Origin of the sequence: Paraburkholderia terricola (assembly GCF_003330825.1) — a bacterium.
In the GTDB taxonomy this organism is placed as follows: Bacteria; Pseudomonadota; Gammaproteobacteria; order Burkholderiales; family Burkholderiaceae; genus Paraburkholderia; species Paraburkholderia terricola.
In genome coordinates this window covers 1,621,939-1,647,517 of record NZ_CP024941.1, presented here as the reverse complement: position 1 = coordinate 1,647,517, position 25,579 = coordinate 1,621,939, and the positions used below count along the sequence as shown (strand labels likewise).

General features: G+C 63.5%; 35 protein-coding genes and 2 tRNA genes. 20 read left to right on the top strand and 17 right to left on the bottom strand.

Annotation, left to right across the window (positions count from 1 at the left end; all coding sequences use genetic code 11):
* Positions 1 to 62 precede the first annotated feature (62 nt).
* Positions 63 to 1,103 (bottom strand): sulfate ABC transporter substrate-binding protein, encoded by a 1,041-nt coding sequence (locus CUJ90_RS07475; RefSeq protein ID WP_073426834.1) that lies wholly within the window; start codon positions 1,101 to 1,103, stop codon positions 63 to 65.
* A gap of 332 nt (positions 1,104 to 1,435) precedes the next feature.
* On the opposite strand from CUJ90_RS07475, the gene lexA reads away from it, so the two are divergent.
* The 3 genes from lexA (at position 1,436) to CUJ90_RS07460 (ending at position 3,238) form a co-directional block, all read left to right on the top strand.
* Positions 1,436 to 2,086, top strand: coding sequence for a transcriptional repressor LexA (gene lexA, locus CUJ90_RS07470; protein ID WP_073426835.1), 651 nt, complete (start codon positions 1,436 to 1,438; stop codon positions 2,084 to 2,086).
* Positions 2,087 to 2,149: 63 nt separating this feature from the next.
* Positions 2,150 to 2,494, top strand: coding sequence for a hypothetical protein (locus CUJ90_RS07465; protein ID WP_073426836.1), 345 nt, complete (start codon positions 2,150 to 2,152; stop codon positions 2,492 to 2,494).
* Positions 2,495 to 2,581: 87 nt separating this feature from the next.
* Positions 2,582 to 3,238, top strand: a complete 657-nt coding sequence (locus CUJ90_RS07460; RefSeq protein ID WP_073426837.1) for a DUF2939 domain-containing protein — start codon at positions 2,582 to 2,584, stop codon at positions 3,236 to 3,238.
* A gap of 93 nt (positions 3,239 to 3,331) precedes the next feature.
* Here the strand turns inward: CUJ90_RS07460 and CUJ90_RS07455 are convergent, their stop codons facing one another.
* Positions 3,332 to 3,796 (bottom strand): universal stress protein, encoded by a 465-nt coding sequence (locus tag CUJ90_RS07455; RefSeq protein ID WP_073426945.1) that lies wholly within the window; start codon positions 3,794 to 3,796, stop codon positions 3,332 to 3,334.
* A gap of 276 nt (positions 3,797 to 4,072) precedes the next feature.
* Here CUJ90_RS07455 and nodI point away from each other — a divergent pair, with 276 nt between their 5' ends.
* Both nodI and CUJ90_RS07445 read left to right on the top strand, forming a co-directional pair.
* Positions 4,073 to 4,987 carry a nodulation factor ABC transporter ATP-binding protein NodI gene (gene nodI / locus CUJ90_RS07450; protein WP_114162324.1) on the top strand — a complete coding sequence of 305 codons (915 nt, stop codon included), beginning with the start codon at positions 4,073 to 4,075 and terminating at the stop codon, positions 4,985 to 4,987.
* Between the two features lie 48 nt (positions 4,988 to 5,035).
* Positions 5,036 to 5,869: an ABC transporter permease gene (locus tag CUJ90_RS07445; RefSeq protein ID WP_083083581.1), complete on the top strand. Its 834-nt coding sequence runs from the start codon at positions 5,036 to 5,038 to the stop codon at positions 5,867 to 5,869.
* A gap of 66 nt (positions 5,870 to 5,935) precedes the next feature.
* Here the strand turns inward: CUJ90_RS07445 and CUJ90_RS07440 are convergent, their stop codons facing one another.
* Together CUJ90_RS07440 and CUJ90_RS07435 are read right to left on the bottom strand one after the other, a co-directional pair.
* On the bottom strand, positions 5,936 to 6,358 hold the full coding sequence (locus CUJ90_RS07440; protein WP_073426840.1) for a hypothetical protein: 423 nt from the start codon (positions 6,356 to 6,358) through the stop codon (positions 5,936 to 5,938).
* Between the two features lie 488 nt (positions 6,359 to 6,846).
* Positions 6,847 to 7,899, bottom strand: coding sequence for an NADP(H)-dependent aldo-keto reductase (locus CUJ90_RS07435; protein ID WP_114162323.1), 1,053 nt, complete (start codon positions 7,897 to 7,899; stop codon positions 6,847 to 6,849).
* Positions 7,900 to 8,051: 152 nt separating this feature from the next.
* Here CUJ90_RS07435 and CUJ90_RS07430 point away from each other — a divergent pair, with 152 nt between their 5' ends.
* The 5 genes from CUJ90_RS07430 (at position 8,052) to CUJ90_RS07410 (ending at position 10,568) form a co-directional block, all read left to right on the top strand.
* Positions 8,052 to 8,264, top strand: a complete 213-nt coding sequence (locus tag CUJ90_RS07430) for a DUF3820 family protein (protein ID WP_006048800.1) — start codon at positions 8,052 to 8,054, stop codon at positions 8,262 to 8,264.
* A 255-nt stretch (positions 8,265 to 8,519) separates the two neighbouring features.
* Entirely contained in the window at positions 8,520 to 8,852 is a 333-nt protein-coding gene (locus CUJ90_RS07425; protein WP_073426842.1) for a hypothetical protein, read from the top strand.
* Positions 8,853 to 8,933: 81 nt separating this feature from the next.
* On the top strand, positions 8,934 to 9,269 hold the full coding sequence (locus CUJ90_RS33180) for a hypothetical protein (protein WP_244220016.1): 336 nt from the start codon (positions 8,934 to 8,936) through the stop codon (positions 9,267 to 9,269).
* Positions 9,270 to 9,401: 132 nt separating this feature from the next.
* Positions 9,402 to 10,403, top strand: a complete 1,002-nt coding sequence (gene dusA / locus CUJ90_RS07415; RefSeq protein WP_083083579.1) for a tRNA dihydrouridine(20/20a) synthase DusA — start codon at positions 9,402 to 9,404, stop codon at positions 10,401 to 10,403.
* Positions 10,404 to 10,492: 89 nt separating this feature from the next.
* Positions 10,493 to 10,568 (top strand) — tRNA-His (locus CUJ90_RS07410).
* A gap of 133 nt (positions 10,569 to 10,701) precedes the next feature.
* On the opposite strand, the gene CUJ90_RS07405 is transcribed toward CUJ90_RS07410, so the two are convergent.
* Positions 10,702 to 11,742: a methyltransferase domain-containing protein gene (locus tag CUJ90_RS07405; RefSeq protein ID WP_161553686.1), complete on the bottom strand. Its 1,041-nt coding sequence runs from the start codon at positions 11,740 to 11,742 to the stop codon at positions 10,702 to 10,704.
* Positions 11,743 to 12,320: 578 nt separating this feature from the next.
* Here CUJ90_RS07405 and CUJ90_RS07400 point away from each other — a divergent pair.
* Positions 12,321 to 12,587: a hypothetical protein gene (locus CUJ90_RS07400; RefSeq protein WP_073426845.1), complete on the top strand. Its 267-nt coding sequence runs from the start codon at positions 12,321 to 12,323 to the stop codon at positions 12,585 to 12,587.
* A 159-nt stretch (positions 12,588 to 12,746) separates the two neighbouring features.
* On the opposite strand, the gene CUJ90_RS07395 is transcribed toward CUJ90_RS07400, so the two are convergent.
* The 3 genes from CUJ90_RS07395 to CUJ90_RS07385 form a co-directional block, all read right to left on the bottom strand.
* Complete coding sequence (locus CUJ90_RS07395; protein WP_073426846.1) at positions 12,747 to 13,100, bottom strand: glyoxalase superfamily protein; 354 nt, start codon at positions 13,098 to 13,100, stop codon at positions 12,747 to 12,749.
* A gap of 71 nt (positions 13,101 to 13,171) precedes the next feature.
* Complete coding sequence (locus CUJ90_RS07390) at positions 13,172 to 13,414, bottom strand: DUF6566 family protein (protein ID WP_073426847.1); 243 nt, start codon at positions 13,412 to 13,414, stop codon at positions 13,172 to 13,174.
* Positions 13,415 to 13,522: 108 nt separating this feature from the next.
* On the bottom strand, positions 13,523 to 13,720 hold the full coding sequence (locus CUJ90_RS07385) for a hypothetical protein (protein ID WP_073426848.1): 198 nt from the start codon (positions 13,718 to 13,720) through the stop codon (positions 13,523 to 13,525).
* 283 nt (positions 13,721 to 14,003) lie between these two features.
* Here CUJ90_RS07385 and CUJ90_RS07380 point away from each other — a divergent pair, with 283 nt between their 5' ends.
* The gene (locus CUJ90_RS07380) at positions 14,004 to 14,285 is read left to right on the top strand and encodes a hypothetical protein (protein ID WP_073426946.1); all 282 of its coding nucleotides are present in this window, start codon (positions 14,004 to 14,006) and stop codon (positions 14,283 to 14,285) included.
* Positions 14,286 to 14,319: 34 nt separating this feature from the next.
* On the opposite strand, the gene CUJ90_RS07375 is transcribed toward CUJ90_RS07380, so the two are convergent.
* Genes CUJ90_RS07375 through ssuD form a run of 4 tightly spaced genes read right to left on the bottom strand, consistent with a single transcriptional unit; the run spans position 14,320 to position 17,690 of the window.
* Positions 14,320 to 14,535 (bottom strand): TOBE domain-containing protein, encoded by a 216-nt coding sequence (locus tag CUJ90_RS07375; protein ID WP_073426849.1) that lies wholly within the window; start codon positions 14,533 to 14,535, stop codon positions 14,320 to 14,322.
* Between the two features lie 46 nt (positions 14,536 to 14,581).
* Positions 14,582 to 15,592: an ATP-binding cassette domain-containing protein gene (locus tag CUJ90_RS07370; protein ID WP_073426850.1), complete on the bottom strand. Its 1,011-nt coding sequence runs from the start codon at positions 15,590 to 15,592 to the stop codon at positions 14,582 to 14,584.
* Entirely contained in the window at positions 15,589 to 16,473 is an 885-nt protein-coding gene (gene ssuC / locus CUJ90_RS07365; RefSeq protein WP_073426851.1) for an aliphatic sulfonate ABC transporter permease SsuC, read from the bottom strand. Before ssuC ends, CUJ90_RS07370 begins: the two co-directional genes overlap by 4 nt.
* Before the next feature lie 56 nt (positions 16,474 to 16,529).
* Complete coding sequence (ssuD, locus tag CUJ90_RS07360; RefSeq protein ID WP_073426852.1) at positions 16,530 to 17,690, bottom strand: FMNH2-dependent alkanesulfonate monooxygenase; 1,161 nt, start codon at positions 17,688 to 17,690, stop codon at positions 16,530 to 16,532.
* Positions 17,691 to 17,907: 217 nt separating this feature from the next.
* Here ssuD and CUJ90_RS32990 point away from each other — a divergent pair, with 217 nt between their 5' ends.
* Both CUJ90_RS32990 and CUJ90_RS32810 read left to right on the top strand, forming a co-directional pair.
* Positions 17,908 to 18,075, top strand: coding sequence for a hypothetical protein (locus tag CUJ90_RS32990; RefSeq protein WP_159442539.1), 168 nt, complete (start codon positions 17,908 to 17,910; stop codon positions 18,073 to 18,075).
* A gap of 157 nt (positions 18,076 to 18,232) precedes the next feature.
* Positions 18,233 to 18,658 carry a hypothetical protein gene (locus tag CUJ90_RS32810; protein ID WP_073426853.1) on the top strand — a complete coding sequence of 142 codons (426 nt, stop codon included), beginning with the start codon at positions 18,233 to 18,235 and terminating at the stop codon, positions 18,656 to 18,658.
* Between the two features lie 56 nt (positions 18,659 to 18,714).
* Here CUJ90_RS32810 and CUJ90_RS07340 read toward each other — a convergent pair whose 3' ends face one another.
* The 3 genes from CUJ90_RS07340 to CUJ90_RS07330 form a co-directional block, all read right to left on the bottom strand.
* Positions 18,715 to 19,857 (bottom strand): enoyl-CoA hydratase/isomerase family protein, encoded by a 1,143-nt coding sequence (locus CUJ90_RS07340; protein ID WP_114162317.1) that lies wholly within the window; start codon positions 19,855 to 19,857, stop codon positions 18,715 to 18,717.
* Between the two features lie 296 nt (positions 19,858 to 20,153).
* Positions 20,154 to 20,579 carry a DUF1488 family protein gene (locus CUJ90_RS07335; protein ID WP_235004786.1) on the bottom strand — a complete coding sequence of 142 codons (426 nt, stop codon included), beginning with the start codon at positions 20,577 to 20,579 and terminating at the stop codon, positions 20,154 to 20,156.
* A complete protein-coding gene (locus CUJ90_RS07330; protein ID WP_114162316.1) occupies positions 20,579 to 20,887 on the bottom strand; it encodes a hypothetical protein in 309 nt (102 codons plus the stop codon). Before CUJ90_RS07330 ends, CUJ90_RS07335 begins: the two co-directional genes overlap by 1 nt.
* Positions 20,888 to 21,153: 266 nt before the next feature.
* Here CUJ90_RS07330 and CUJ90_RS07325 point away from each other — a divergent pair, with 266 nt between their 5' ends.
* Together CUJ90_RS07325 and CUJ90_RS07320 are read left to right on the top strand one after the other, a co-directional pair.
* A complete protein-coding gene (locus CUJ90_RS07325) occupies positions 21,154 to 21,339 on the top strand; it encodes a hypothetical protein (RefSeq protein WP_152035336.1) in 186 nt (61 codons plus the stop codon).
* A gap of 113 nt (positions 21,340 to 21,452) precedes the next feature.
* Positions 21,453 to 21,851, top strand: coding sequence for a hypothetical protein (locus CUJ90_RS07320; protein ID WP_073426857.1), 399 nt, complete (start codon positions 21,453 to 21,455; stop codon positions 21,849 to 21,851).
* 28 nt (positions 21,852 to 21,879) lie between these two features.
* On the opposite strand, the gene CUJ90_RS07315 is transcribed toward CUJ90_RS07320, so the two are convergent.
* Both CUJ90_RS07315 and CUJ90_RS07310 read right to left on the bottom strand, forming a co-directional pair.
* Entirely contained in the window at positions 21,880 to 22,212 is a 333-nt protein-coding gene (locus CUJ90_RS07315) for a DMT family transporter (protein ID WP_374709854.1), read from the bottom strand.
* A gap of 10 nt (positions 22,213 to 22,222) precedes the next feature.
* Entirely contained in the window at positions 22,223 to 22,720 is a 498-nt protein-coding gene (locus tag CUJ90_RS07310; protein ID WP_073426859.1) for a heme-degrading domain-containing protein, read from the bottom strand.
* 251 nt (positions 22,721 to 22,971) lie between these two features.
* Between CUJ90_RS07310 and CUJ90_RS07305 the strand changes: the two genes are divergently transcribed.
* From CUJ90_RS07305 to CUJ90_RS07290, 4 genes are all read left to right on the top strand, one after another.
* Positions 22,972 to 23,048: transfer RNA gene (locus CUJ90_RS07305), tRNA-Met, on the top strand.
* 205 nt (positions 23,049 to 23,253) lie between these two features.
* Positions 23,254 to 23,799, top strand: a complete 546-nt coding sequence (locus tag CUJ90_RS07300; RefSeq protein ID WP_073426860.1) for an NUDIX hydrolase — start codon at positions 23,254 to 23,256, stop codon at positions 23,797 to 23,799.
* A gap of 9 nt (positions 23,800 to 23,808) precedes the next feature.
* Positions 23,809 to 24,546 (top strand): leucyl/phenylalanyl-tRNA--protein transferase, encoded by a 738-nt coding sequence (gene aat, locus CUJ90_RS07295; protein ID WP_073426861.1) that lies wholly within the window; start codon positions 23,809 to 23,811, stop codon positions 24,544 to 24,546.
* Positions 24,547 to 24,660: 114 nt separating this feature from the next.
* Complete coding sequence (locus CUJ90_RS07290; RefSeq protein ID WP_114162314.1) at positions 24,661 to 25,485, top strand: arginyltransferase; 825 nt, start codon at positions 24,661 to 24,663, stop codon at positions 25,483 to 25,485.
* Positions 25,486 to 25,579: the final 94 nt, after the last annotated feature.

Sequence of the window (25,579 nt, the reverse complement as noted above, 5' to 3'; positions counted from 1 at the left end):
CGCGCCCGGATTGGACGCGTTGCCGCGTCGCTCGGTCGATGCCGTTGCCGGCACCGGCGGTCTTACTGCGGCTGATAGATCGAATCGAATACGCCGCCGTCCGCGAAGTGCGTTTTCTGCGCGTTCGTCCAGCCGCCGAACGAGTCGTCCACCGTGTACAGCTTCAGCTTCGGAAACTTCGAGGTCAACTCCGCCGGCACCTTGTTCGAACGCGGCCGGTAGAAGTTCTTCGCGGCGATCTCCTGGCCCTGCTCGCTGTACAGGAAGTTCAGATACGCCTCGGCCAGCTTGCGCGTGCCGCGCTTGTCGACGACTTTGTCGACCACGGCAACCGGCGGCTCGGCCAGGATGCTCACGGACGGCACGACGATTTCGAACTTGTCCGTGCCGAACTCCTTCAGCGACAGGAACGCTTCGTTTTCCCACGCGATCAGCACGTCGCCGATGCCGCGTTGCACGAAGCTGGTGGTCGCGCCGCGCGCGCCCGAATCGAGCACGCCGGCATTCTTATAGAGCTTGCCGACGAACTCCTTCGCCTTCTGGTCGTTGCCGCCCGGCTGATGCGCGGCATACGACCACGCCGCGAGGTAGTTCCAGCGCGCGCCGCCCGAGGTTTTCGGGTTCGGCGTGACGATCGACACGCCCGGTTTGATCAGATCGTCCCAGTCCTTGATGTGCTTCGGGTTGCCCTTGCGCACCAGAAACACGATCGTCGACGTGTACGGCGATGCGTTGTCGGGCAGACGCTTTTGCCAGCCCTTGTCGAGCAGGCCCTTGTTAGCGAGGGCGTCGATGTCGTAGGCGAGCGCGAGAGTCACGACGTCCGCCTGCAGGCCGTCGAGCACGGAGCGCGCCTGCGCGCCCGAGCCGCCGTGCGACTGCTTGAAGGTGATCGTTTCGCCGGTTTTTGCCTTCCACTCCTTGCCGAACGCCTGGTTGACGTCCTGGTAGAGCTCGCGCGTCGGGTCGTAGGACACGTTCAGCAGCGTCGTGTCGGCGGCGTGCGCCTGCCCCGCGACGCCGAGCGCGGCTGCCGCGCCGAAGGCGAGCGCCGCGATCAGTTTCTTCGTCTTGCCTGCCAGCCCCGTGTGTCGATGGTTCATGCCAACTTTCTCCGCGTTGTGGTCCGTTGAAACGGCGTGTGATGTTGTTTTGCGTCGTCTGCGTGCGGCCACGCGTGCGTGGCGCCAACTGGAGGCCAGTCTATCGAAGGGCTTTCATCATTAAAAATAATGTTTCTTCATTCTTTAATACGCAAAAGTGGTAATGACAGCCAGATAAGGCGTTGCGGCACGAAAACGGGTGTTGGAGCGTCCGGTTCGGACGTTTCCACGACTCCACTTCGTCGCCTGCCCGCACGAACTTAAAGTAAAGCTTGAATTGCGCCGGATACTGTATAAAAATACAGCCACCTGTTCATACATACAGTGGCGCCATGACAAAACTCACCGCACGACAGCAGCAGGTTTTCGATCTGATCCGCCGGGCCATCGAACGCACCGGTTTTCCGCCCACCCGCGCGGAGATCGCCGCCGAACTGGGCTTCAGCTCGGCCAACTCGGCAGAAGAACATCTGCGCGCGCTCGCTCGCAAGGGTGTCATCGAACTGGCGGCCGGCGCATCGCGCGGCATACGCCTTCTCACCAGCCCCGAAGACTCGCCGCACCAGTTCACGCTGCCGCACGCGAGCATCATGCAACTGTCGTTGCCGCTGATCGGCCGGGTCGCCGCGGGTAGCCCGATACTCGCGCAGGAACATATCTCGCAGCATTACGCATGCGACCCGGCGCTCTTCTCGAGCAAGCCCGATTACCTGCTGAAAGTGCGCGGGCTGTCCATGCGCGACGCCGGCATCTTCGACGGCGACCTGCTCGCGGTGCAAAAGCGCAGCGAGGCGAAAGACGGCCAGATCATCATCGCCCGGCTCGGCGACGACGTCACGGTCAAGCGCCTGAAGCGCCGGCCAAACGGTATCGAGCTGATCGCCGAGAACCCCGATTACGACAACATCTTCGTTGAAACCGGCAGCGCGGATTTCGCGCTGGAGGGTATCGCCGTGGGGCTGATCCGCCCCGGAGAGTTTTAACCCGCCCGCTCGCCGGTTCGCCGGATCGCAGCCGCCCCAACGTTGAATCGCCTGGAGAGACTCATGGAACGCCTTGCCCGCCTGCTGCCCTTTCGCCAGTTCGGTCGTCTGCGCCGTCTGCGCAAGCTGGTGCCCTGCTCAGTGAGCGGAGCGCCCGCGGTCAGCACGCCATCGCTGTTCGACTCGCCCGACGGGGTATCGAGCTTGCCGTCGTCGTTGCCCGCCTTTGCCCGCGTGTCGTTGAATGCCGGGTTGAATATGGCGGAGCCGGAGCGGCGCGCACCGGTTCGGGTTTATCACGGGCCGTCGCGGCTCATCATGGTCGGCACCATGGAGGCCGTATGCCGCATGATCGATCGCTGCATCGCTGACGAGGCCAACGTGCACGGCGCCGTATTCGAGTCCTGATCGGCTTTCAGATACCGTTGTCGCGTGGGATCGTTTTTGCGTGGCCACGGTCCACGCTAGATCAAACGCGATGGAGAGTCCCACCCGATGGCAGTTTCGACACGCACGAAGCGCGGCGCCAACCGGCCCTTGATCGTCACTCTGGTTGTGATTGTGGTGATCGCCGCGCTGGGGTTCGTCTACGCGTCGCCGTATATCGCGCTGAATAATCTCAAGCGCGCGGCGGACGCGCGCGACGCGCAAACCGTCAATCAATACGTCGACTTTCCCGCGTTGCGCGAGAGCCTGAAGCAGGAGGTCACAGGCTTGCTGACACGCCGGCTCGACGCGCAGGGCAACGGCAATCCATTAGCCGCGATCGGCGCGATGATCGGCGTGGCATTGATCGGTCCGCTGGTGAACGCTTATGCGACGCCGGACGGCGTGGCGGCATTGCTGAACGGCATGCCGCCGCGCGGCAATCCTGGCGAGCGGCCGCCTGCTCCGCCCGCGGCCAACAATCCGCCCGCAACACCCGCGCCGGCGCCCGTGCCTGCATCGCCCACCGCGGGAGGCTCGGCCAACAGCGCGGCAAACAAGAACGCCGCGCCGCCGCAGCCGCCGGAAACCACGGCGGGCTATCGCGGCCTCAACCAGTTCGTCGTTACTTACCGGCATGGCGCCGGCGACGCACGTTATTCGGCGATCTTCCAGCGTGAAGGCCTGCTCACCTGGAAGCTGAGCGCTGTCAATTTGAATGAGTGATTGTCTGTTCGCATGAACGGAGCTGGAAGAGCAACCGTTTTCCTGTCAGGACCGCACTCGGCCACGCGCCGCACTTGCCACACTTCCCGCGCATCAAGCCGCCGCTTGCTGCTGCTCCTGCGCGGAGGAACACGCCACCAGGATGCTGCACGATACGCGGTCGAGCAACGGCGTATTGCCCGCGCCCATCCACCATCGCGACAAACCGGTGCGGCAACGGTGACCGACCACCACGAGGTCCACGTTCAACTCGTTGGCGAGATTCGCGATCTCGTCGATTGGATGGCCGAACGCAAAGTGCCCTTGCGCGGTCACGCCACGCTCGGTGAGCCAGTCCACCCCTTCCTGCAGAATGTCGCGGGCGGTCTTCTCGAAACTGCCGCAGGCCACATCGGTCAGCAGGCCCGCGCTTTGCGCAATGCTCGAACGCATGTCGACCACGGACAACAGATGCGTTTCCGCCTTCAGATCCAACGCCAGGTCGGCGCCGCAACGCAACGCCTTGCGGCCTTCGCGCGAGCCGTCGTAGCACAGCAGGATTTTCTTGTAGCTCGCCATGATTTTCTCCCTACCCGCGAAAAGCGCGGTCTTCATGAATCATGGTGCGCCGCAATTCAGCTTGCAAGGGATGGAAAACGCTAAGTGCGCACCGATCCGGAGCGTGCGGGGTTTTGATCGGGATCGAGGCTGTCTTGCGAGGTTTGCGGCAGTGCAAGAAACGCGCTCGGAACGGCTGCGGGCTCGCCGACGGCAACTCGCCGATGCCCTAGAATAGACGGCCTTCCCGGCCCTTAGCACCATCGGCGAGTTTTTCCCGGAACCTCCATCGATCCCATGCCTGAAGCCCCCATTGAATTCCAGCAGGTCAAGAAAAGCTACGGCGACAAAACAGTCGTCGACGGGCTCTCGTTTCACGTCGATGCCGGCGAATGCTTCGGCTTGCTCGGCCCCAACGGCGCGGGCAAGACCACCACGCTGCGCATGCTGCTCGGCATCGCCGCACCCGATGCCGGCGTGATCCGCCTGTGCGGCGAGCCGATTCCGCGCCGCGCGCGGATGGCGCGGGCGCGCGTCGGCGTGGTGCCGCAGTTCGACAATCTCGATCCCGACTTCACGGTGCGCGAGAACCTGCTGGTGTTCGGCCGTTACTTCGGGCTGAGCGCCGCGCAATGCCGCGCGATGGTGCCGTCGCTGCTCGAATTCGCGCGCCTCGAAAGCAAGGCAGATGCGCGCGTGAGCGAGCTATCGGGCGGCATGAAGCGGCGCCTGACGCTCGCGCGGGCGCTCGTCAACGACCCCGACGTGCTGATCATGGACGAGCCGACCACCGGCCTCGACCCCCAGGCGCGGCATCTGATCTGGGAGCGGTTGCGCTCGTTGCTCGCGCGCGGCAAGACGATCCTGCTGACCACGCATTTCATGGAAGAAGCCGAACGGCTCTGCAACCGGCTGTGCGTGATCGAGGAAGGACGCAAGATCGCCGAAGGCGCACCGAGCACGTTGATCGCCTCGGAGATCGGCTGCGACGTGATCGAGATCTTCGGTCCCGACCCGGTTGCGTTGCGCGACGAACTGGCGCCGCTTGTCGAGCGAACCGAGATCAGCGGTGAGACGCTCTTCTGCTATGTGAACGACGCGCAGCCGGTGCATGCGCGGCTCAAGCAACGCGCCGACTTGCGCTATCTGCATCGTCCGGCGAATCTGGAAGATGTGTTCCTGCGACTCACCGGCCGCGAGATGCAGGACTGAGGCCGGGCAAATCCGTTACAGCTACAACGACACCGCACGAGACACGCAATGGACGCACGCACTTACGAAACACACGGCAACGGCGACGCACCGTCGAGGCAGGAACCGTTCGCCGCGCTGCCGGCGAATGCCGTGAACTGGATTGCGGTGTGGCGCCGCAACTATCTGGTGTGGAGAAAGCTCGCGATCGCCTCGATGTTCGGCAATCTCGCCGATCCGATGATCTATCTGTTCGGGCTCGGCTTCGGGCTCGGCCTGATGGTCGGACACGTCGACGGCGTGTCGTATATCGCGTTTCTGGCGGCCGGCACGGTCGCGTCGAGCGTGATGATGTCCGCGAGTTTCGAGTCGATGTACTCGGGCTTCTCGCGCATGCACGTGCAGCGCACCTGGGAGGCGATCATGCACACGCCGCTCACGCTCGGCGACATCGTGCTCGGTGAAGTGATCTGGGCGGGCAGTAAGTCGGTGCTGTCCGGCACGGCGATCATGCTGGTGGCCGGCGCGCTCGGCTACGCGAACTTTCCGTCGATGCTGCTGGCGTTGCCGGTCATCGTGCTGACCGGGCTCGCGTTCGCCAGTATCGCGATGGTGGTGACGGCACTCGCGCCATCGTATGACTTCTTTATGTTTTATCAGACGCTGGTGTTGACGCCGATGCTGTTGCTCTCCGGCGTGTTCTTTCCCGCTTCGCAACTGCCCGCCGCCGCGCGTGCCGCGACCCAGGTGTTGCCCCTCGCGCACGCCGTCGATCTGATTCGCCCGGCAATGCTCGGGCGGCCCGTCGAGGACGCGGTTTTGCACGTCGCGGTGCTGGCGGTGTATGCGGTGGGTGGGTTCGTCGTCTCGGCGGTGCTGTTCCGGCGCCGGATGATGAAGTAGCGCGGGGTTATTTCCAACACGGCGGCGGACGGCGCGCTCCTGTCGCCCGCCGCGAATGGACTGTTCTCAGTCCTCGTCGTCCGTCCACGGAATATCCACGTCGGAGATGAACGCGACCGTTGCGAACGGCCCGCCATCCTGGCGGCCGATCTTGCCGTCGGCGCGCTGCCATTCAACGCGAAACACCGTGCCCGGATCGTCGGCGATCAGCCTGACCGTGCGAAGCTCATCGGGATCCGCCTCTTCGACAGGACCGTCGAGCGAGATCAGCAATTCCTGCGGCCATAGTCCGTCGGCGGGATCGTAAATCTTGTCGCCGTCGGGTATCAGCGTGAACGCCTCCACGCCGATCGTCGCGGAAGCGTCCACAATCATCTTGGCCAATGCACGCAGCAATGCGGTCGCGCGCGCCGAGTTCGCCTGACGAATTGCAAGGTCCCCGCGCGTCAGCGCCTGCTCGAGTTTTGGGTTTGTTTTTTGTTGCGCCATTCGATGTCCTGAGTCCTATCGCTCTGTTGTAGGCGGCACGCTGCATTGATCCGCCGCCGCTCGCCGTTTTTCGGGCTGAATCCTACCATTGGCGTGCATCCCGGCATGGCGATCCGCGCGGCCCGGTCCGACAGCCCGCCCCGTCCACCACAGTTTAGGTCGTGATTCGTGTTCCGGCTTGGGAGATTTGGTTTTGAAGCGCCGGTCGAGCGCGGCGCTTGCAGCAATTCCGACGGTTTGCCGCGTGCTTCGCATCGTTTGAAACGGTGCTGGCGAGGCTTGATTGCCGCCGTCTGTCCGAAGCTGTATGCAGTGGCGCGCGAAGCGAAAGATTCGCCGAACGCGATGGCGTTGCAGCAAGGCGCAACCCCGCCCACGCCAGGTCACCATCCCGGCAACGAAGCCGGGGGCACGTTCAGACGACGTTCCGACGACGTTCAGGCGCGTCGCTCGAATCGATCACGAGGCAACGCGCCCAGGCCACTCCATCAAGGCGCCGGGTTCGGCTGCAACTCATGCAGCGCATCGATTTCCGCGAGCGCCTCAACCGGAAGCTTCACGTCCGCGCTCGCGATGTTTTCCCTCAACTGATCGAGCGACGTGGCGCCGATCAGATTGCTGGTCAAAAACGGCCGGCTGTTGACGAACGCGAGCGCGAATTGCGCGGGCGACAAGCCGTGACGTTTCGCCAGTTCCACATAACGCGTGGTCGCCTGGATCGATTGCGGCTTGCTGTAGCGTTGAAAGCGCTCGAACAGCGAGATGCGGGCGCCCGCCGGCCGCGCGCCGCCTTCATACTTGCCCGACAGCCAGCCGAAGGCCAGCGGCGAATACGCGAGCAAGCCGATGTTGTCGCGATGCGCGTATTCCGAGAGCCCCACCTCGTAGGTGCGATTGAGCAGGCTGTACGGATTCTGGATGCTGACGATGCGCGGCAAGCCGAGCTTTTCGGCCGCGCGCAGAAATTGCGCGACGCCCCACGGCGTTTCATTCGACACGCCGATGTGCCGCACCTTGCCCGCCTTCACGAACTCGGCGAGCACCGACAACGTCTCTTCGATCGGCACCGTGTACGCGTCGTCGACCCACGGGTACGCCGTGCGGCCGAACGTCATCGTGCTGCGATCCGGCCAGTGCAATTGATACAGATCGACGTAATCCGTTTGCAAGCGCGTGAGGCTGTCGTTCAGCGCTTCCGTCAGATTCTTACGGTCGAACTGATTGCCTTCGCCGCGAATATGTCGCGGGTTGTGCGGTTGACGCGCGGGGCCGGCGATCTTGGTGGCGAGCACGATCTGCTCGCGCGCGCCGCGATGCCGCGCGAGCCACGTGCCGATGAAGCGCTCCGTCGAACCTTGCGTTTCGGCGCGCGGCGGCACCGGGTACATTTCAGCGGTGTCGATCAGGTTGACGCCGTGGTCGAGCGCATAGTCGATCTGCGCATGCGCTTCCTGCTCGGTGTTCTGCTCGCCCCATGTCATGGTGCCGAGGCCGATCAGGCTGACCTGCACGTCGGAGTCGCCGAGTCTGCGGTATTCCATCGAACTTGTCCTGTTGATTTGTATGAACGGAAAGCGCTGACGTTACCACGCCGGCGTCATGCGTGCAGCACGGCTAAAATGCCGTTCGAACGGCGCCAACCGGCTCTGTCGACTCAGCCGCGCTCAATAATTTTTGCGTCGATCTCTCCACGATGAATCCCGAACACCTCGAACTGCTGGTCACGCGCGTGATGCCTTACGGGAAGTACAAAGGCCGTCTGATCGCGGACCTGCCCGGCCACTATCTGAACTGGTTCGCGAGCCAGGGCTTTCCGCCGGGCGAAATCGGCCGGCTGCTCGCCTTGATGCACGAGATCGATCACAACGGTTTGTCGTCCCTCATCGAGCCTTTGCGCAAGCGCTGAGGCGAAGCTTTCGTCTGATGGCAACGTGCCAGCGCGCCTAGGGTTGCGGCTCGAAAAATTTAACTAACTGTTACGACGCGGAGAACCGCTGAGGCGCGAAAAGTTCGCGGCCTTGCCTTGCTGTCATGGCGTTGAACCGGGGTGCAGCGATAGCGCAGGCCCAATGGCACGCGACGGCGGTAACTTGCGGACACAACCGCCGCTGAACTCTCTTACGCGCGATCTTTCTGATCCCTATCCACGAAGGAGAAGATCGTGAGCAAGCTGATTGCATCGACGGCTCTATTGGCTGTAGTGGCGAGTCTCGCGGGATGCGCGGTCGCGCCGGGATATGACTACGCCTACGGTCAATCCTATTACCCCGGCTACGGTTACGCATACGGGCCGCCGTACCAACCGGTGTACGGCACGATAGGCATCTGGGGCGGCTCGTCCTGCTGTTATTACCGCGGCGACGGTGGGCGCTGGCATGGCGGCCACGGTGGTGGCGGCTGGCACGGTGGGAACGGCTGGCACGGCGGTGGATATGGCGGCTCCCACGGCGGAAGTTCATGGAGCGGCGGCGGGCGTGGGGGTCGTTGGCATTGACGCGGCTGGGTCGCGCATTCCGGGTCGCGCATCTGGGTCGCTCCGCCAGCGCGATAAACGGATCGGTAAGCGAGCCAGGACATCGGGTGCCTTGCGGTAAAATCGCATTTTGATTCAAGCCGCCTGGCGAGTCTCGCGGGATGCGCGGTCGCGCCGGGATATGACTACGCCTACGGTCAATCCTATTACCCCGGCTACGGTTACGCATACGGGCCGCCGTACCAACCGGTGTACGGCACGATAGGCATCTGGGGCGGCTCGTCCTGCTGTTATTACCGCGGCGACGGTGGGCGCTGGCATGGCGGCCACGGTGGTGGCGGCTGGCACGGTGGGAACGGCTGGCACGGCGGTGGATATGGCGGCTCCCACGGCGGAAGTTCATGGAGCGGCGGCGGGCGTGGGGGTCGTTGGCATTGACGCGGCTGGGTCGCGCATTCCGGGTCGCGCATCTGGGTCGCTCCGCCAGCGCGATAAACGGATCGGTAAGCGAGCCAGGACATCGGGTGCCTTGCGGTAAAATCGCATTTTGATTCAAGCCGCCTGGCCGCCATGTCTTCAGTTCAAACTCCCAGTCCGCGCCGCGTTTCGGTCGCACCCATGATGGACTGGACGGATCGTCACTGCCGCTCGCTGCATCGCATGATTTCGCGCCATACGTGGCTTTACACGGAGATGGTCACGACCGGTGCGCTGCTCCACGGCGACGTGCCGCGTCATCTAGCGTTTGCGCCCGAAGAAGCGCCGGTCGCGTTGCAACTCGGCGGCAGCGAGCCTGACGACCTCGCCCGTTCGGCCAAGCTGGGCGAGCAATGGGGCTACGACGAGATCAATCTGAACTGCGGCTGTCCGTCCGAGCGCGTGCAGCGCGGTGCGTTCGGCGCGTGTCTGATGAACGAGCCGCAACTCGTCGCCGACTGCGTGAAGGCAATGCGCGATGCCGTGTCGGTGCCGGTAACGGTCAAGCACCGGATCGGCGTCGACGCGGTCGAGGAGTATGGCTTCGTGCGCGATTTCGTCGGCACGATCGCGGACGCCGGCTGCAACGTCTTTGTCGTGCATGCGCGCAACGCGATTCTCAAGGGCTTGAGCCCGAAGGAGAACCGCGAGATCCCGCCGCTCAAATACGACTACGCGTATCGACTGAAGCGCGATTTCCCGCAGCTGGAGATCATCATCAACGGCGGCATCAAGACGCTCGACGAAGTAGAAACGCATCTTCAACACGTCGACGGCGTGATGCTTGGACGCGAGGCTTATCACAATCCCTATGTGCTGGCCGACGTCGATGCACGCTTTTATGGCTCGGCGCAAACGCCGCTCACGCGCGAGCAGGTCGAAGCGAAGCTGATCGACTATTGCGCGGCTGAAATGGCGCGCGGCACGTATCTCGGTGCAATCACGCGCCACGCGCTCGGCCTCTATCGCGGCGAGGCGGGCGCACGCGGATGGCGTCGTGTGTTATCCGACAGCAAACGGCTGGCTGCACGCGACCTGTCGATTTTCGACGAGGCAAGACAGCATCTGCGCGAGCCAGTCGAAATTTTTGAATAAAGGACTAGGCAAGTCGGATTCTTGTTCGTATAATCTCGTTTCTTCGTCGGCGAGCCATGTTTTTTAGGCAAGCCAAGCAGATGTCAGTGGTGGCTGTAGCTCAGTTGGTAGAGTCCAGGATTGTGATTCCTGTTGTCGTGGGTTCGAGCCCCATCAGCCACCCCAAAGAATTCAGACGCTTCAAAAGTTAGGCATTCAAAAGCCGTTCCGGAATATTCGGAACGGCTTTTTCTTTTCGGAAATCTACTCCGGGGCTTTTGTGTTTCTGGTTTCGCCCGGCTCGCGAAGTGGCCTACCCTCACGTGTCGCCGGATACATCGTTTCGCGTCATATGTGAGGAGCGGGTGGCATGCGCCCACCCTAACGGATCACGGCTATATGCCCATTCGGCACTGATGCCGTGGTCGAGATCCAATGGTTCCACGGTAGTTTTCATCGCGCGGATTTCGTCCATCGTATAAGTGCAGTTCGTGGGATCTCGCTTTTGAGGCGTGGCATCTCTGCACGCGTGCGTTGCGGAATCCGGCATGTCTTTCGCCATCTCAGCCATGCGTCGCCATGACCTGGCAATAAGACGCCGGTCACTTGACGGGCGCAGCGATACAAAGAACTCGAACGTGTACTTCTCCGTGTCGTGGAAGCGGTCGCACGCAAAATCGAGCAATCCGACATCCGCCATTTGCGCCATTAAACCGCCGAACGATTTTGGCGTAAAGACCCAACAGTGCACGTCATGGTATGTACCGTTATCGAGGACGTCCCGCGCGATCTTTACTGCATTCTCGAACGTCTGAAATTTTACGAGTTCGCCAGTTTCAATTTTCCCGTCCCATGCGGCGGCGCAGTCTAGCCGAACTGCGTTCAACAGGAAGTCCAGCACGGAATGAGGCTGCGGAACACGGGCTCGCAACAGGAAGCTGTTCACGACATCCGCGAAGCGCGTTTCCTCGCGCAAATAATCGAACGTGAACCGTCTGTCTGGGATCATCAGACGGACTTCGCCGGTGTCTTTCAGAATGCTGCGAAGTTCGGCGAGCCACGTAATGAGGTCGGGCACGTGCTCAATGACGTGCGAGGCGATCACATAATCAACTTTTCGATGATCGACGGCGTCAGCCAGGGTGTTTTCGCCCCATATCGCGTCAACGCGGACGATATTTTCGACATTAACGTTGGGGTCCTGCCTGTATTTTTCGACGAGGCCCTCACGGTCGGTATAGTCGACGTAGAGGATATTCCCGTCATTTCGCTGGATGAACGGTTTGTCGAGCGCGCCGATTTCAATGCCCACCAATTTCGAAACATCGAGATTAAAAAGCAGTTTCTCCCGCCTCTGCATGCCCGATCCCCTTAGATTTTGTTCTAGCGGCAAGTCTAGTTCACTGCGCGAAACCGCGCGCGACAAATGATGAGCGATTTCCGACTTCCCAGGCATCCACCAGGAAAATGGCGAAAAGCAGTGCGGCACATGAGTTGTGATTTTTTGTTTTTTATTGAGCGTTGCACCTGTTTAATCGTTTGTCACCGTCGCGCCGAAAAACGCAAACAGCGGAAATTCGCGAACGGCACTGTGAAAACCCGTCGACCCATTTTTATTGTTAGGTGATCCGGAACGACAGCCCGATATATGTCTTGGGCATCAGTAACGTTGACGCGAAGTCCTCCGATAAACCGCGCTCCCAATCTGGTTTTTCAGTTACGAAAAGCCTTGCCAACCGGGGTCGAAACGCCGCGCAGGCTTGTCGCCTCTGCGTCTGACAGATTATTCCAGTATCGAGAATAGTAATTTCAGATTATCGGCACAAATCTTCGATAGTAGGGGTATACACTGCTTCACATCGACGTTGCAGACACACCTCCCGGCCTCTGTCGCGACGTCTTCCTGAACTGAAGTCGAAACGTTATCGGAGTCATACCATGAAGACCAAGCTCATCGCCGCCCTGTTGGTTGCTGTTTCCGCCTCGATCGCCGCCCCCGCTTTCGCGAGCGGCTACGGCCCGGCACCGTTCTACCGTCCGTCGGTCGGCGCACCGGCCTCGCAACAAGGCCAGAACGCGCAGACCGTTGCGGCTGAACGCGCTAACGCTGAATCCAATGCTTACGGCGGCGTGCAAAACGTGTCGTCGCAATCGGGTACGCGTGAACCGGTGTCGGGCCCGCAATCGGTTTTCTTCGGCCACTAAGCACGCCTGGCCGATCACTGCCCGTCACGGGCAGTGACTGAAGCGGGCGCCGCGCATGATGAATGCCGGCGCCCGCTTCCGTTTACGCGGCATTGCGCCCGCAATACCGGCGAGCGGCATCGTTACTACGCAGCCTGATTCCGCTCGTGGCTGTGTTGGCTACTCGCAGAACCTGATCCGGTTACCGAACGGATCGACCGTCTCCAGCACCCTTCCCCACGGCAGCGCCTCGACGCCCGGTTTCGCGTACTTGTAGTTCTTGCCCTGAAGTTCCGCGTGCAACGCGTCGATGTCCTGCACGGGAACGAAAATCGTCGAACCCGGCGTCGCGTCGCCATGATGCTCGCTCAGATGCAGAACCAGGTCGGAGCGGCGCACCTGGGCATAGAGCGGAAAATTGTCTTCGAACCGATGTTCCCATTCGACGGTGAAGCCCAGAAAGTCCACATAGAACTCTCTCGCTTTTGCCTCGGAGAAGATACGAATGATCGGGATGGCACGCGCGAGATGCACAGCGCTCTCCTGCAAATGACGACGAGACAGCCAGCTTAATCGAACGCGCCCGCGATTTCACGCACCCGTGCTCAGGTCGCGAGGCCCGCGTCGATCACTTCGCGCGCGGCCTGGAAACCCGCTTCGGCGGCGGCGTGCTCGGTGGACCATAGGCTGTCGATATGGACGAGCCGCCAGTCGACCACCACCGCGTCGCCCCGCAGCACCCTGAAATGCGCCTTGACACCGGTGAGCACCTGCTCGACCGCGACCTCGATGTCGTAGTCCTGATAGCGCTCCTGGTAATCGCCCATGTCGATGCCTTTCGGCTCCATGCCCGCCTCCTTGTGATTGCAGGCGACGTGACGGCGGCCAAGCCCGTCCAGCCGGCGAGCGCACGGCTCGCGACTTGCACCGGCCCGCGTCCGCTTATCGCCGACGGATCAATCGCAATCGCCTGACAGATACTGCCGGCCGTTGCAGGTGATCTCGACCTCGTCGTCGCCCGCCTCGGCGACCAGGCCGCTTGCCAGCAATTCCGCCTTGACCGACTGCGCGAACTTTGGCGCGTGCTGTCCGACGCCGACGTCGTTCAGGCGCCGCAACGCTTCGACCGCTTCAGGACTCAATGACTTCGACATGGCCGTCTCCGTCGACTTGTTCAATTCATCCTAGCAAGTTTCGAGGGCGTATGCAGGTGCGGATGCGTCGACGCAGCGCGATGGGCATACGCATTGCGTGCCTGTTATCGCTTGGCCGGCGACGCGCTCTACGGCGTGTGTCCCGCGTTACGCCCCGCGTTTGAAGTCGTGGCCGCATGAAAACCGCAACGCGATGCGGCCCGCGCGAATTTTCCTCGCGAGCGCGAGTCGCACGAACGTGGCCGCGTCAAATCCAGCAGGCGGCATCGCAATGGAGGACGAAATGGAGCGAAGCAGATTGACAGCGCTGACCGCGGGCGTCGCGCTCGCGGTGTTCGTAGCGAGCGGCACGACGGCGTTCGCGCAAACGACACAATCAAAGCAACCGACGCAACCAAAGCAACCGACGCAGAGCGACACCGCCTCGATGGTGAAGCCGCCTGAATCGGCCTCGGGGTCGGGCGGTTCGAGCAATCCGGACAATATGCCGATCAAGCGCCCGCGCCATCCGACCAACGACAAAATGATGCACGAGCCGCCCGCCAGCGGCGCAAACGCGAAGTAGCGCCGGCGCGCGGGAGCGGCTTTCGTCAGCGGTTCTACAAACGTGCGATCGACACCTCCGTCGACTTCACCAGCGCGACCACTTCCGAGCCGACCTTGAGTTCGAGTTCGTCGATCGAGCGGGTGGTGATGACCGAGGTGACGATACCGAACGGCGTATCCACATCGACTTCGGACACCACCGGTCCGCGGATGATTTCCTTGACCTTGCCTTTGAACTGATTGCGTACGTTGATAGCGGAAATGCTCATATCGAGTGACTCCAGGAAAGCGATCGAAACGGTCGATCAAGGAAGGTCAGACGGCCCAACGGACGTCTGTCGGCCGCGTGAGACGGCCTTCGTTAACTGCGTCGTACGCACGATAAGACAGCGCGTCGTCGTTCGGCGCGGTCTTCAATACCCGTTGCAACACATGGTCTTCGAGCGCGGCGAAGCCCGCCGATGCGCTCGCCCGCGGACGCGCGAGCGGCACCGGCTGATCGAGCGCGATGCGCCCGTCCTCGATCAGCAAAATCCGGTCGCCGAGCGCCACCGCTTCATGCACGTCATGCGTCACCAGCAGCGCGGTGAATCGATGCTCACGCCACAAGCGTTCGATCAGCGCGTGCATTTCGATGCGCGTCAACGCGTCGAGCGCTCCGAGCGGCTCGTCGAGCAGCAGCAATTGCGGCCGATGCACGAGCGCCCGCGCCAACGCCACGCGCTGCCGCTGGCCGCCCGAAAGCCGCGCGGGCCAATCGTCGGCGCGTTCGAGCAAGCCGACTTCGGCGAGCACAGCGCGCGCATCCTCACGCGCGCCGCGGCCGAGGCCGAGCATCACGTTTTGCAGCACGGTCTTCCAGGGCAACAGGCGCGCGTCCTGAAACATGATGCGCGTGTCGAGCGGACGGCCATCTTCAGTGCGCTTTTCCAGCACGCCCGAGGTGGACTTTTCCAGACCGGCGACGAGCCGCAGCAAGGTCGATTTTCCGCAGCCGCTGCGGCCGACGATCGCGACGAAACTGCCGCGCTCGATCGACAGATCCAGATCGGACAACACCTTGCGCTCGCCATACTGCTTGCCGACGCCGCGCAATTGCACTGAATAGTCGGCGCGACGGCGCGCGTCGTCGCGGGCGAGCGCGCCCGCCGGGGGCAGCCGGCCCGCGTGCTCGCGACCCTGCTTGAGATCGCGCACCTGATCCGCGCGCTCGAAGCCCGCGGCTTCGCCGGCGTCGTGATCGACGGTGCGCGGCTGTTCCAGTTCGGCTTCCAGATCACTGCCCGCGATGCCGCCGAACGACGCCGACAATGTCGTTGCGCTCATACTTTCGCTCCTCGTTGATAAGCCGGGTGCCAGCGCAGCGAGACGCGCTCGAGGCTCTTCGCCAGCACGTCGGCGAGCTTGCCGAGCGCCGCGTACAGCAGAATGCCGACCACCACCACATCGGTTTGCAGGAATTCGCGCGCGTTCATCGTCATGTAGCCGATGCCCGACTGCGCGGAGATGGTTTCCGCGACGATCAGCGTGACCCACATGAGCCCGAACGCGAAGCGCACGCCAACCAGAATCGACGGCAACGCGCCCGGCAGAATCACGTGCCGGTACAGCGCGAAACCTCTCACGCCGTAACTGCGCGCCATTTCGATCAGATTGGCGTCCACCGAGCGGATGCCGTGAAAGGTATTCACGTAGATCGGAAAGAACACGCCGAGCGCAACCAGGAACAGCTTGGCTTCTTCCTCGATGCCGAACCACAGAATCACGAGCGGAATCATCGCGAGCGCGGGGATGTTGCGCACCATCTGCACGGTCGAATCGAGCGCGATCTCGGCGGGCTTGAAGAGCCCCGTTGCGAGGCCGAGCACGAGTCCGATTCCGCCGCCGACCGCGAAGCCCGATACCGCGCGCCACGTGCTGACCTTCACGTCGGCCCACATTTCACCTGACTGAACCAACGACCACGCGGCCTTCACGACCGCGAGCGGTTCGGGCAGAACGCGTGTCGACAGAATCCCGCTGCGCGCGGCGAATTCCCACGCGAGCAGAATCGCGAGCGGCGCGAGCCAGGGCGCGAGATGCGCGCCGGCGCGGCGCAAGACGTCGAGAATCCCGCGGGCATTCGCGGCCGAGCTTGGGTCCGCATTGGCACGCGCATTCGCGCCAACGCCGCCGCCTGCATCGGCATTCAAACTGGATTGAGCCATGATCACTTTCCTCATTGCTTATCGATGAGCATCGCCGCCGTCGGCGGCACGCGCGCTCAACTGGAACTCGCCGCCTTCGGCAGATAGTTGTTGCCGACGATCTCGCCGAACGGCCCCGACAGCGGTCCATTCGAAGTCTTGCTCTGCCGGTTCGGCAGCAGCGGAAACACCAGCTCGGCGAAGCGATACGACTCTTCCAGATGCGGATAGCCGGACAGAATGAACGTCTCGATGCCGAGGTCCGCGTATTCCTTCATGCGCGCGGCCACCTGCTCGGGATTGCCGACCAGCGCCGTGCCCGCGCCGCCGCGCACCAGCCCCACGCCCGCCCACAGATTCGGATACACCTCGAGCTCGGCGCGCCCGCCGCGCTTGCCGCCGTGCAACGCGGCCATGCGGCGCTGTCCTTCGGAATCCATCTTCGAGAACGAGGCCTGCGCGCGTGCGATGGTGTCGTCGTCGAGCTTGCTGATCAGTTGGTCCGCGGCGGCCCATGCTTCTTCCTCGGTCTCGCGCACGATCACGTGCAGACGAATCCCGAACCGGATCGTGCGGCCGCGTGCCGCGGCGCGCGCGCGAATGTCGGCGATTTTCCTCGCGACGGCCGCGGGCGGTTCGCCCCACGTCAGATAGGTGTCGATATGGTCGCCCGCGATGTCGTGCGCCGCCGCCGACGAACCGCCGAACCACAGCGGCGGATGCGGCTTCTGCACCGGCGGATACAACGCCTTGCCGCCCTTCGAACTCAGATGCTTGCCGTCGAACGCGATCGCGTCGTTGGTATGCGAAGCGGCGAGCAGCTTGCGCCAGATGTGCAGGAATTCGTCGGTGATTTCATAGCGCGTGTCGTGATCGACGAACACGCCGTCGCCTTCCAGTTCCGCCGCATCGCCGCCGGTCACGACGTTGATCAGCAGACGCCCGTTCGACAACCGGTCGAAGGTCGCCGCCATGCGCGCGGCGAGACCCGGCGACGAAAGGCCCGGACGGATCGCCACCAGGAACTTCAGGCGTTGGGTCGCGGCGATCAGGCTCGACGCGACGACCCATGCGTCCTCGCACGAGCGGCCCGTCGGCAGCAGCACGCCTTCGTAGCCGAGCGTATCGGCGGCGATCGCGATCTGCCGGAAGTAGTCGTAATCGGCTGCGCGTGCGCCTTGGGACGTACCGAGATAGCGACTGTCGCCGTGAGTCGGAATGAACCAGAACACATTCATTTGCTGCTCCTGCCTGTTCGAAACTGCGTTGATTGGAGACGGTGCGTGAAGCGCCCGCGCACACGCCGGCCGCGCGCATCCCGCCGGCGCGCGGCCGGGTGAAGCAGGCGCAAGGGAGACGGAAGTGCCGCGCCTGGCGCGGCTTGGCGGCTTGGCGGCTTGGCGGCTTGGTATTGCGGCTTAGTATCGGCGGCGCGACCGCGAACGCGCGTGCGCCGTGGCGCGGCTGAAGATCGGCATCAGACAGGACATCGCGACGGCTTCCCTCGACAGAGACGTGCGCGTCATGCGCGCGATTAAACGGGCGACGGCGGCAAACGCCGTCTGCATGGAGAAACAGTCTATGGATCGGGCCGCGGCTTTTGAACGATTTTTTTTAGCTTAGGTTTTCCACTTCCGTGATTAGCCCGACGCTAAAGCATACGGATGTTGCGCTCGATGCACGCGGGAAAGCGGGTACCCATAGATATAATGGCGCACGTTTCCAATAATCCGGTACAGGCCATGCGAACCGCACCGCTTGTACCCTGGCGGTGCAATGCATGCAAAAACTCATCCTGCCGTTCGTCGCCGGTTTTCTGGCATCCCTCTTCTTTCATGAATCGACGCTGGCGCTGCTGCACGCAGCCGGGCTAATCGATCCGACCGGGTTTTCGACCGCGCCGTTTTTGCCGCTCGGTTTGCCCGAATTCATCGCCAACGCGATCTGGAGCGCGTTCTGGGCCGTGCTGATGGCGTGGCTCTTGCGCATCGCGCCGGAGAGGCGCGCGCCGTGGGTGCCGGCCTTCGTGTTCGGCGGCGTCGCGCTGACGGCGGCGAGCGTGTTCGTGGTCGATCCGCTGCGCGGCATCTGGCCGAGCGGCAACATGCTGCCGCGCCTCGCGGTGGGTTTCGCGGCGAATGCGATGTGGGGCTGGGGCGCGCTGGTGTTCATGCGCGCGTTCATGGCAAGCGAGTACGACGACTGAGCGGGCCGAGCGAACCGAACGTCAATGTCGAAATAACGCCGAAATAACGCCGACACCTAACCGCGCAATTCGCGCAGCGGATGTTCGTTGGCCGGCCACGGGCTTTCGAACATTTTCTCCACCTCGGCGGCGCTCACGTCTTCGATGCGATCGAAACGCCAACGCGGCGCGTTGTCCTTGTCGATGATGCGCGCGCGAATCCCTTCGATCGTATCGCCATGCAAGAAGCATGAGCGCGTCAGATCGAGATCGCCGCGCAGCACGTCGGCCATCGAGCCCTCGGCGCGCGTCACCACTTCCAGCGATACCGCCATCGACAACGGCGAGCGTTCGCGCAACACGGCGATCGTTTGCTCGGCCCATTCGGCGGCGTCGGGATCGGCGTCGCCGTCGCGCGCCCGTTCGAGCGAAGCGAGAATCCGCGCGAGTTCGGGCAACGCGAAATGCCGGTCGATCAACGCGCGCGCGTTGGCGAGCGGCGACGCGTCGGGCTCCGGCACGACCCGATGCGCGGCCGTCTCACGCTCGACGCACGCCACCACGTCCGCGCCTCGCTCGAACAGTTCGCCGCGCAAGGTGTCGACTAGCGCGGGCAACGCCGCGTCCTCGATGTAGGTGTCGGCGAGACCCGCGTAAAGCGCGTCGGCCGCGCCGATCGCCTCGCCGGTTACCGCGAGATAACGGCCGATCGCACCCGGCGTGCGGGCCAGAAACCAGCTCGCGCCGACATCGGGAAAGAGCCCGATGCGGGTCTCGGGCATCGCCATCTTCGTCGAATCGGTGACGACGCGCAGGCCGCCCGTGCGGTGCGCGCCTTGCGAAATGCCCATGCCGCCGCCCATCACGACGCCGTTCATCAACGCGATATACGGCTTCGGATACGTGAAAATCGCGTGATTCAGGCGGTATTCCTCGATGAAAAACGTGTCGCGCGGGTCCTGCTCGCCGCGCTGCGCCGACTCGTACAGGAAGCGCACGTCGCCGCCCGCGCAGAACGCGCGCGGGTGCTGGCTGCGCACCACCACGGCGAGCACGTCGGGATCCTCGCGCCATTGGTCGAGCGCCGCGTGCATCGCGCGAATCATGCCGGTGGAGAGCGCGTTGAGCGCCTTCGGCCTCTCCAGTTCGATGAAGCCGATGCGGTTGGCTACGTAAGTCGCGATTTCGTCGCTGACGGCGGGCGAGGTGGAAATGGACATGGAATGCTAGGCGGGCTGGCGCGAAGTGAATTGGGATTGAACGTTATCACGCACTCGATGATTTGACCTTGGCGGCGGGTTCGGCGGCTCCGCGGTTATGCAGGTATGCCGCGCTGCATCCGTCCCGATGTCGGTTCTTGCCGGCCTTCCACGCGGACTTTGGATCGACGGCTGGGTCAGCGGAGTTGTTGCCCGTGCGCCGCCCGTTTGCTCGGCCGACATGCTTGCCGCCAACGACCTGCCAACAACGTCCCACCAGGCGTTCGATGCGACGCATGAAATCGCATCGGGCCCGCTCAACCCGCCGCGTTACCCGGTGGAAAGTGGCCGCTCTTGAGCAGCACGGGCGTGCCGTTGCTGATCTGCAAGTGCTCGCGCGCCACTGCCTCGATGCGCCGACGCCCGGCGTCGAACGCACGCATCCAGCCTTCGGGATCCTCGGAGTAGGCGCCGAAGTGATCTTCGAGCGCTTCGACCGAAATGGCGCACGGCACCGTTTCGCCGTCCACCAGCGCGGGAAACACAACGGTCAGATTGGAGTCGCGGTAAGCAGGTGCGTCCGCGGGAAACCGAATTTCCATGGTCGCCTCATCAGAAGTATCCGGCAGGAAACCGGCGCCGGCGAGAACCGGCCGGCTCCGGACAACCCCGATATGGTACTCGCGCGGCCGGACCTCGGTCCAGCCTGGCGGGGCGTCCTGCTCGACCTCACGCGCCGCCATCAATGGCCTCCGAGCAGACGGTCGACGTAATCGCGCGCGGCCTGTTCGACGAACGCAAGCGCTTCTTCCTCGCTGCCGAAGCGCTGTGCGTCGCCGAGTTCGAGCAGGGTTTCGATGCGATGCGGATCGTCCGGACCGAGTTCGGCGAGACTCACCGTGCCGACGTAGGTGCCGCTCCTGGCGGTGCCCTTTGCGTCAACGCCGACGCCGGTGCCAGCGCCCGTGGCCGGCGCATCGGCCGCGGGCACGAGACGCGCGGCGGCGCTGATGTAGTAGCCGCGATAAGGGCCACTGACCCGTTCAGCCATATTCGCTCTCCTCGTTGTGTGTATCGGTTTGTGTGTGATAAGCGGACGCTGCCGCCGTAGCGCATCGAGCCCGCGTGAATCTGAACGGGCCGTTGCATGCATGCGCTCGCGGCAGGTCAATCAGTAAGGCGCGCCTCAAGGCGATAAGTTCTGCGGCCTGCATGCGGTGACGGCGTCTGCGAGCCGATGACCCGTTGCGGGCGGCGCGAGACGCCGATTCGCACTTGTTCGGCATGCGCCGGTCGAACGGACCGTCGGCATGGTCCATGCTGAAGCAGTCACCCGGTTTCGAGTCCAGCGAGCGCAATATGGGAAAATATTTTCCGCGGAACTACGAATTACCGGAGCCGGAGGCGGCGAACGCATGGTTTGCTTATGCGGAAAGCCACGGCATCGACATGTCGAAAGCCATCGGCATCTGCGAAGACGCCGCCACCGAAAACGGCACGTAAAGCCGCCGGCTGGTCGGCGCGGCGGGCATTACGATCGACATGCCCTAGCCGGGCAGGCGCACTCTCTGTGTACCTGGCGGGCCGCGATCTCTCTTTGAAAGGAAAACATCACGATGCATTTCATGACGCACTTGGGCCTCGTTGTCCGCGCCGGCCGCTTGCAGCGACTGCGAGCCAGCGTAGCGCTCGCTCGGGTCCGCCGGGCGTCCCGGTTCGCCGCCCTGCCCGCCGCTGTATTGCTGGCAACGGGGCTTGGCGGCTGCGCATCGTCGAACACCACTTCGCTGATCAACCTGCCGAACGGCCAGACAGGATTCGCCGTGAACTGCAGCGGCGCCGACGCCGCTTCCAGTTGGGCCTCGTGCTACGTGCAAGCCGGCAACGCCTGCGGCGCGACCGGCTACGACATCGTGTCGAAAGACAACGACGAAGGCGGCATGGCGGGCGGCAGCATCACTAACGTCGTCTCGGCCAACGTGAAGAACCGTTCGATGATCGTGCGCTGCAAATAACGCCGGGCGCGTTCATGCAGGCGACGATTCAATGCGCCTGCATCTTTGAAAACATGTTCAGCACCGCGACGCCCGAAATGATCAGTCCGAGTCCGATCACGGCCGGCACGTCGGGCACCTGGCGGTACAGCAGCAGCGCGACCAGCGTGATCAGCACGATGCCGGCGCCCGACCACACCGCGTAGACGATGCCGACCGGAATGCTCTTGAGCGTGAGCGACAGGCAATAGAACGCGACGCCGTAGCCGAGCACGACCACCGCCGACGGCACGAACCGCGAGAAACCCTCCGACGCCCGCATCGCCGAGGTGGCAATCACTTCGGCAACGATGGCGATGCCGAGCAACGCATAAGGAGGCACGCGCATCGCCTCAGGCCTTTGCAAGCGCGAGCTTGCCGTAGTCGACGCCGAGGTGCGCGCACAACGCTTCCACGACCAGTTCGTGATCGGCGCGCTGCGGCAGGCCGGACACCGTGATCGAGCCGATCACGCCGGCGCCCGCCACCGTCAAGGGAAACGCGCCGCCGTGCGACGCGTATTCGGCGGCCGGCAAGCCGTGCTTGTCGGCGAGCGTGCTGCCCGCCAGCTGCATCTTCAGGCCGATCGCGTACGAACTGCGCCGGAAATGCGCAACCGTATTGCCCTTGCGGCGCGCCCAGTCGACGTTGTCCGGCGTCGCGCCCTCGAGCAGACTGAAGAACAGCGGCTGACCGAAGGTGCGCACGTCGATGGCGGCCGCGATGCCGCGCGCCTTGGCGACTTCGTGCAGATAGGCGCCGACCTGCCATGCCCGGTCGGCGTCGAATCGTGGGAACACCAGCGCGTGTTCCTGAGCGGTAATCACCTGCAGATCGTGAGCGATGTCCATGAGGTTCGAGCAAGGAAAGAGTTGGAGCGTGCGCCGGCGATGAAGGCCTGGGCGGCGCCGCGCGAAAGAGAACCCGATTCTAGCGCAGCCCCTTGCGACGGCCTGCCCGCATGCGACGCCACCCGTGCGCACCGCGACTTCGAAGCGCGCCACAGACTGGCCGCCAGCGGCGCGCACGCACGATTGAAGCCGGCTCTTAAATAGCTATTGCACGGCCATCCGCATTGTTCTATAATCTTTTCTTCGACGGACGCGGGGTGGAGCAGTCTGGCAGCTCGTCGGGCTCATAACCCGAAGGTCGTAGGTTCAAATCCTACCCCCGCAACCAAGTGTCTCGAAACGTCGAAAACAACATTGAAGGCTTGCCCAACCGGCAGGCCTTTTTTGTTTTCCCCCGCCACTTCGTCGCGTTTCGTCCCGATGTTTCTTCACGGTGCCGCGCTCGGCACCGCATCGCCAACCCGGCCATCGCCGAGGTCAGAAAACCCCCGTCCCGGTGATAAACTCCTATCACCCTTTCTCGTCCCCTTCCTATGAAATTCTGTTCTGTCTGCGGCCAGGGCGTCAGCCTGAGCATTCCGCCGGGCGACAACCGCGAGCGCTTCGTCTGCGGCAGTTGCGGCACGGTGCACTATCAGAATCCGCGCAACGTGGTCGGCACCGTCCCGGTGTGGGACGACAAGGTGCTGCTGTGCCGTCGCGCGATCGAACCGCGCTACGGCTACTGGACGCTGCCGGCAGGCTTCATGGAAATGGGTGAAACCACGGCCGAGGCCGCCTCGCGCGAAACGCTGGAAGAAGCCGGCGCGCGCGTCGAGGTGCAGAACCTGTTCTCGCTGCTGAACGTGCCGCACGTGCATCAGGTGCATCTGTTCTACATGGCGCGGCTGCTCGACCTCGACATCGCCGCCGGCGAGGAAAGTCTCGAAGTGCAACTCTTCGAGGAACACGAAATTCCGTGGGACGAGATCGCCTTTCCCACCGTCGGCCAGACCCTGCGTTTCTTCTTCGCCGACCGCGCCGCCGGCAGCTTCGGCCTGCACACGGGCGACATCTTCCGCTCGCTGCGCGAAGGTTGAGCGGCGCGCATGGTTCCCTGGCTCGGACCTGACGATCCGTTCCCGCCCGTCGAGCGCGCGCTCGGCGCGTCGAGCGGCGCACCGGGCCTGCTTGCCGCGAGCGGCGACCTGCTGCCGTCGCGCCTCATCGACGCCTACCGGCGCGGCATCTTCCCTTGGTACTCCGACGGTCAACCCGTGTTGTGGTGGAGCCCCGATCCCCGCATGGTGCTCGTCCCCGCCGAATTCAAGGTATCGCCGTCGCTGCGCAAGACGCTCAAGCGGGTGTTGCGCGACGACGCCTGGGAGATTCGCGTCGACCATGATTTCGCCGCCGTCATGCGCGCGTGCGCGCAGGCGCCGCGACGCGGACAGCGCGGCACCTGGATCACCGCGGACGTGGTCGAGGCGTATTCGTCGCTGCATCGGATCGGTGATGCGCACAGCATCGAAACGTGGTTCGAGGGCAAGCGCGTGGGTGGTTTGTACGGCGTGTCGTTCGGCAAGATGTTCTTCGGCGAATCGATGTTCGCGGACGTCACCGATGCGTCGAAAATGGCGCTGGCCGCGCTTGTCGGGCACTTGCGCCGTCACGAAATAGAAATGATAGACTGCCAGCAGAACACGTCGCATCTGGCGTCGCTCGGCGGTCGCGAGATAGCGCGCAAGGCGTTCATCGCGCATGTTCGCGCGGCTGTTGAGGCACCGCCGATTCCATGGCGTTTCGACAAGACCGCGCTGCTCGATGTGCTCGCGCGAGCGGCGTAGGAAGATCAGGCCGAATCCGGATTCGCCGCCCATCGAGCCGCGGGTCACGAGCCGCGGGTCGTCAACCGCAAGGCGCCGGGTTTGCATCACAGAGACGCTTCGAGAGCTGCCAACGTGACTCATCCCAACGAGCTGCCTCTTTCCCCGCTTTCGGCGCTGCAATTTTATGCAACGGCGCCTTATCCCTGCAGTTATCTGGATGGGCGCATCGCGCGCTCGCAAGTCGCCACGCCCAGTCACCTGATCAACTCCGACGTCTACACCGACCTCGTCAAGGCGGGCTTCCGGCGCTCGGGCGTGTTCACCTACCGCCCCTATTGCGACGGTTGCCGCGCATGCGTGCCGGTGCGCGTGCCGGTCGACCGGTTCGAGCCGAACCGCACGCAACGGCGGGTCTGGAAAAAGCATGGCGAGATGGTCGCCACCGTCGCGCCGCTCCATTACGACGAAGAGCATTACGCGCTCTATATGCGCTATCAGTCGGCGCGGCATGCGGGCGGCGGCATGGATCGCGACAGCCGCGATCAATACGAGCAGTTCCTGCTGCAAAGCCGGATCAACTCGCGGCTGGTCGAATTCCGCGGGCCGCTGCCGAATCAACCGGACGCGCCCGGCATCCTGCGCATGATCAGCATGATCGACATTCTCGGCGACGGACTCTCGTCCGTGTACACGTTCTTCGAGCCGGGACTGCCGCACACCAGCTTCGGCACCTACAACATCTACTGGCAGATCGAGCAGGCGCGCAGCCTGAAGCTGCCCTACGTGTACCTCGGCTACTGGATTCGCGAGAGTCCGAAGATGGCGTACAAAGCGAATTTCCGGCCGCTCGAAGGCTTGATCGACGGCGCGTGGCGAGTGCTCGACCCGAACGGCGTCGATCTGCCGCCGGTCGATCTGGCGATTCACGGCAGGCGCGGCGGACCGCTCAGGCCTTGACCGTCTGGTGGCACGCCGGGCTCGCGAATACGTTCGCAAGCCGCCCGGCCCCTGCGCCATGCGAGCGACGGCTACCGCACTACTTTCGCCACCC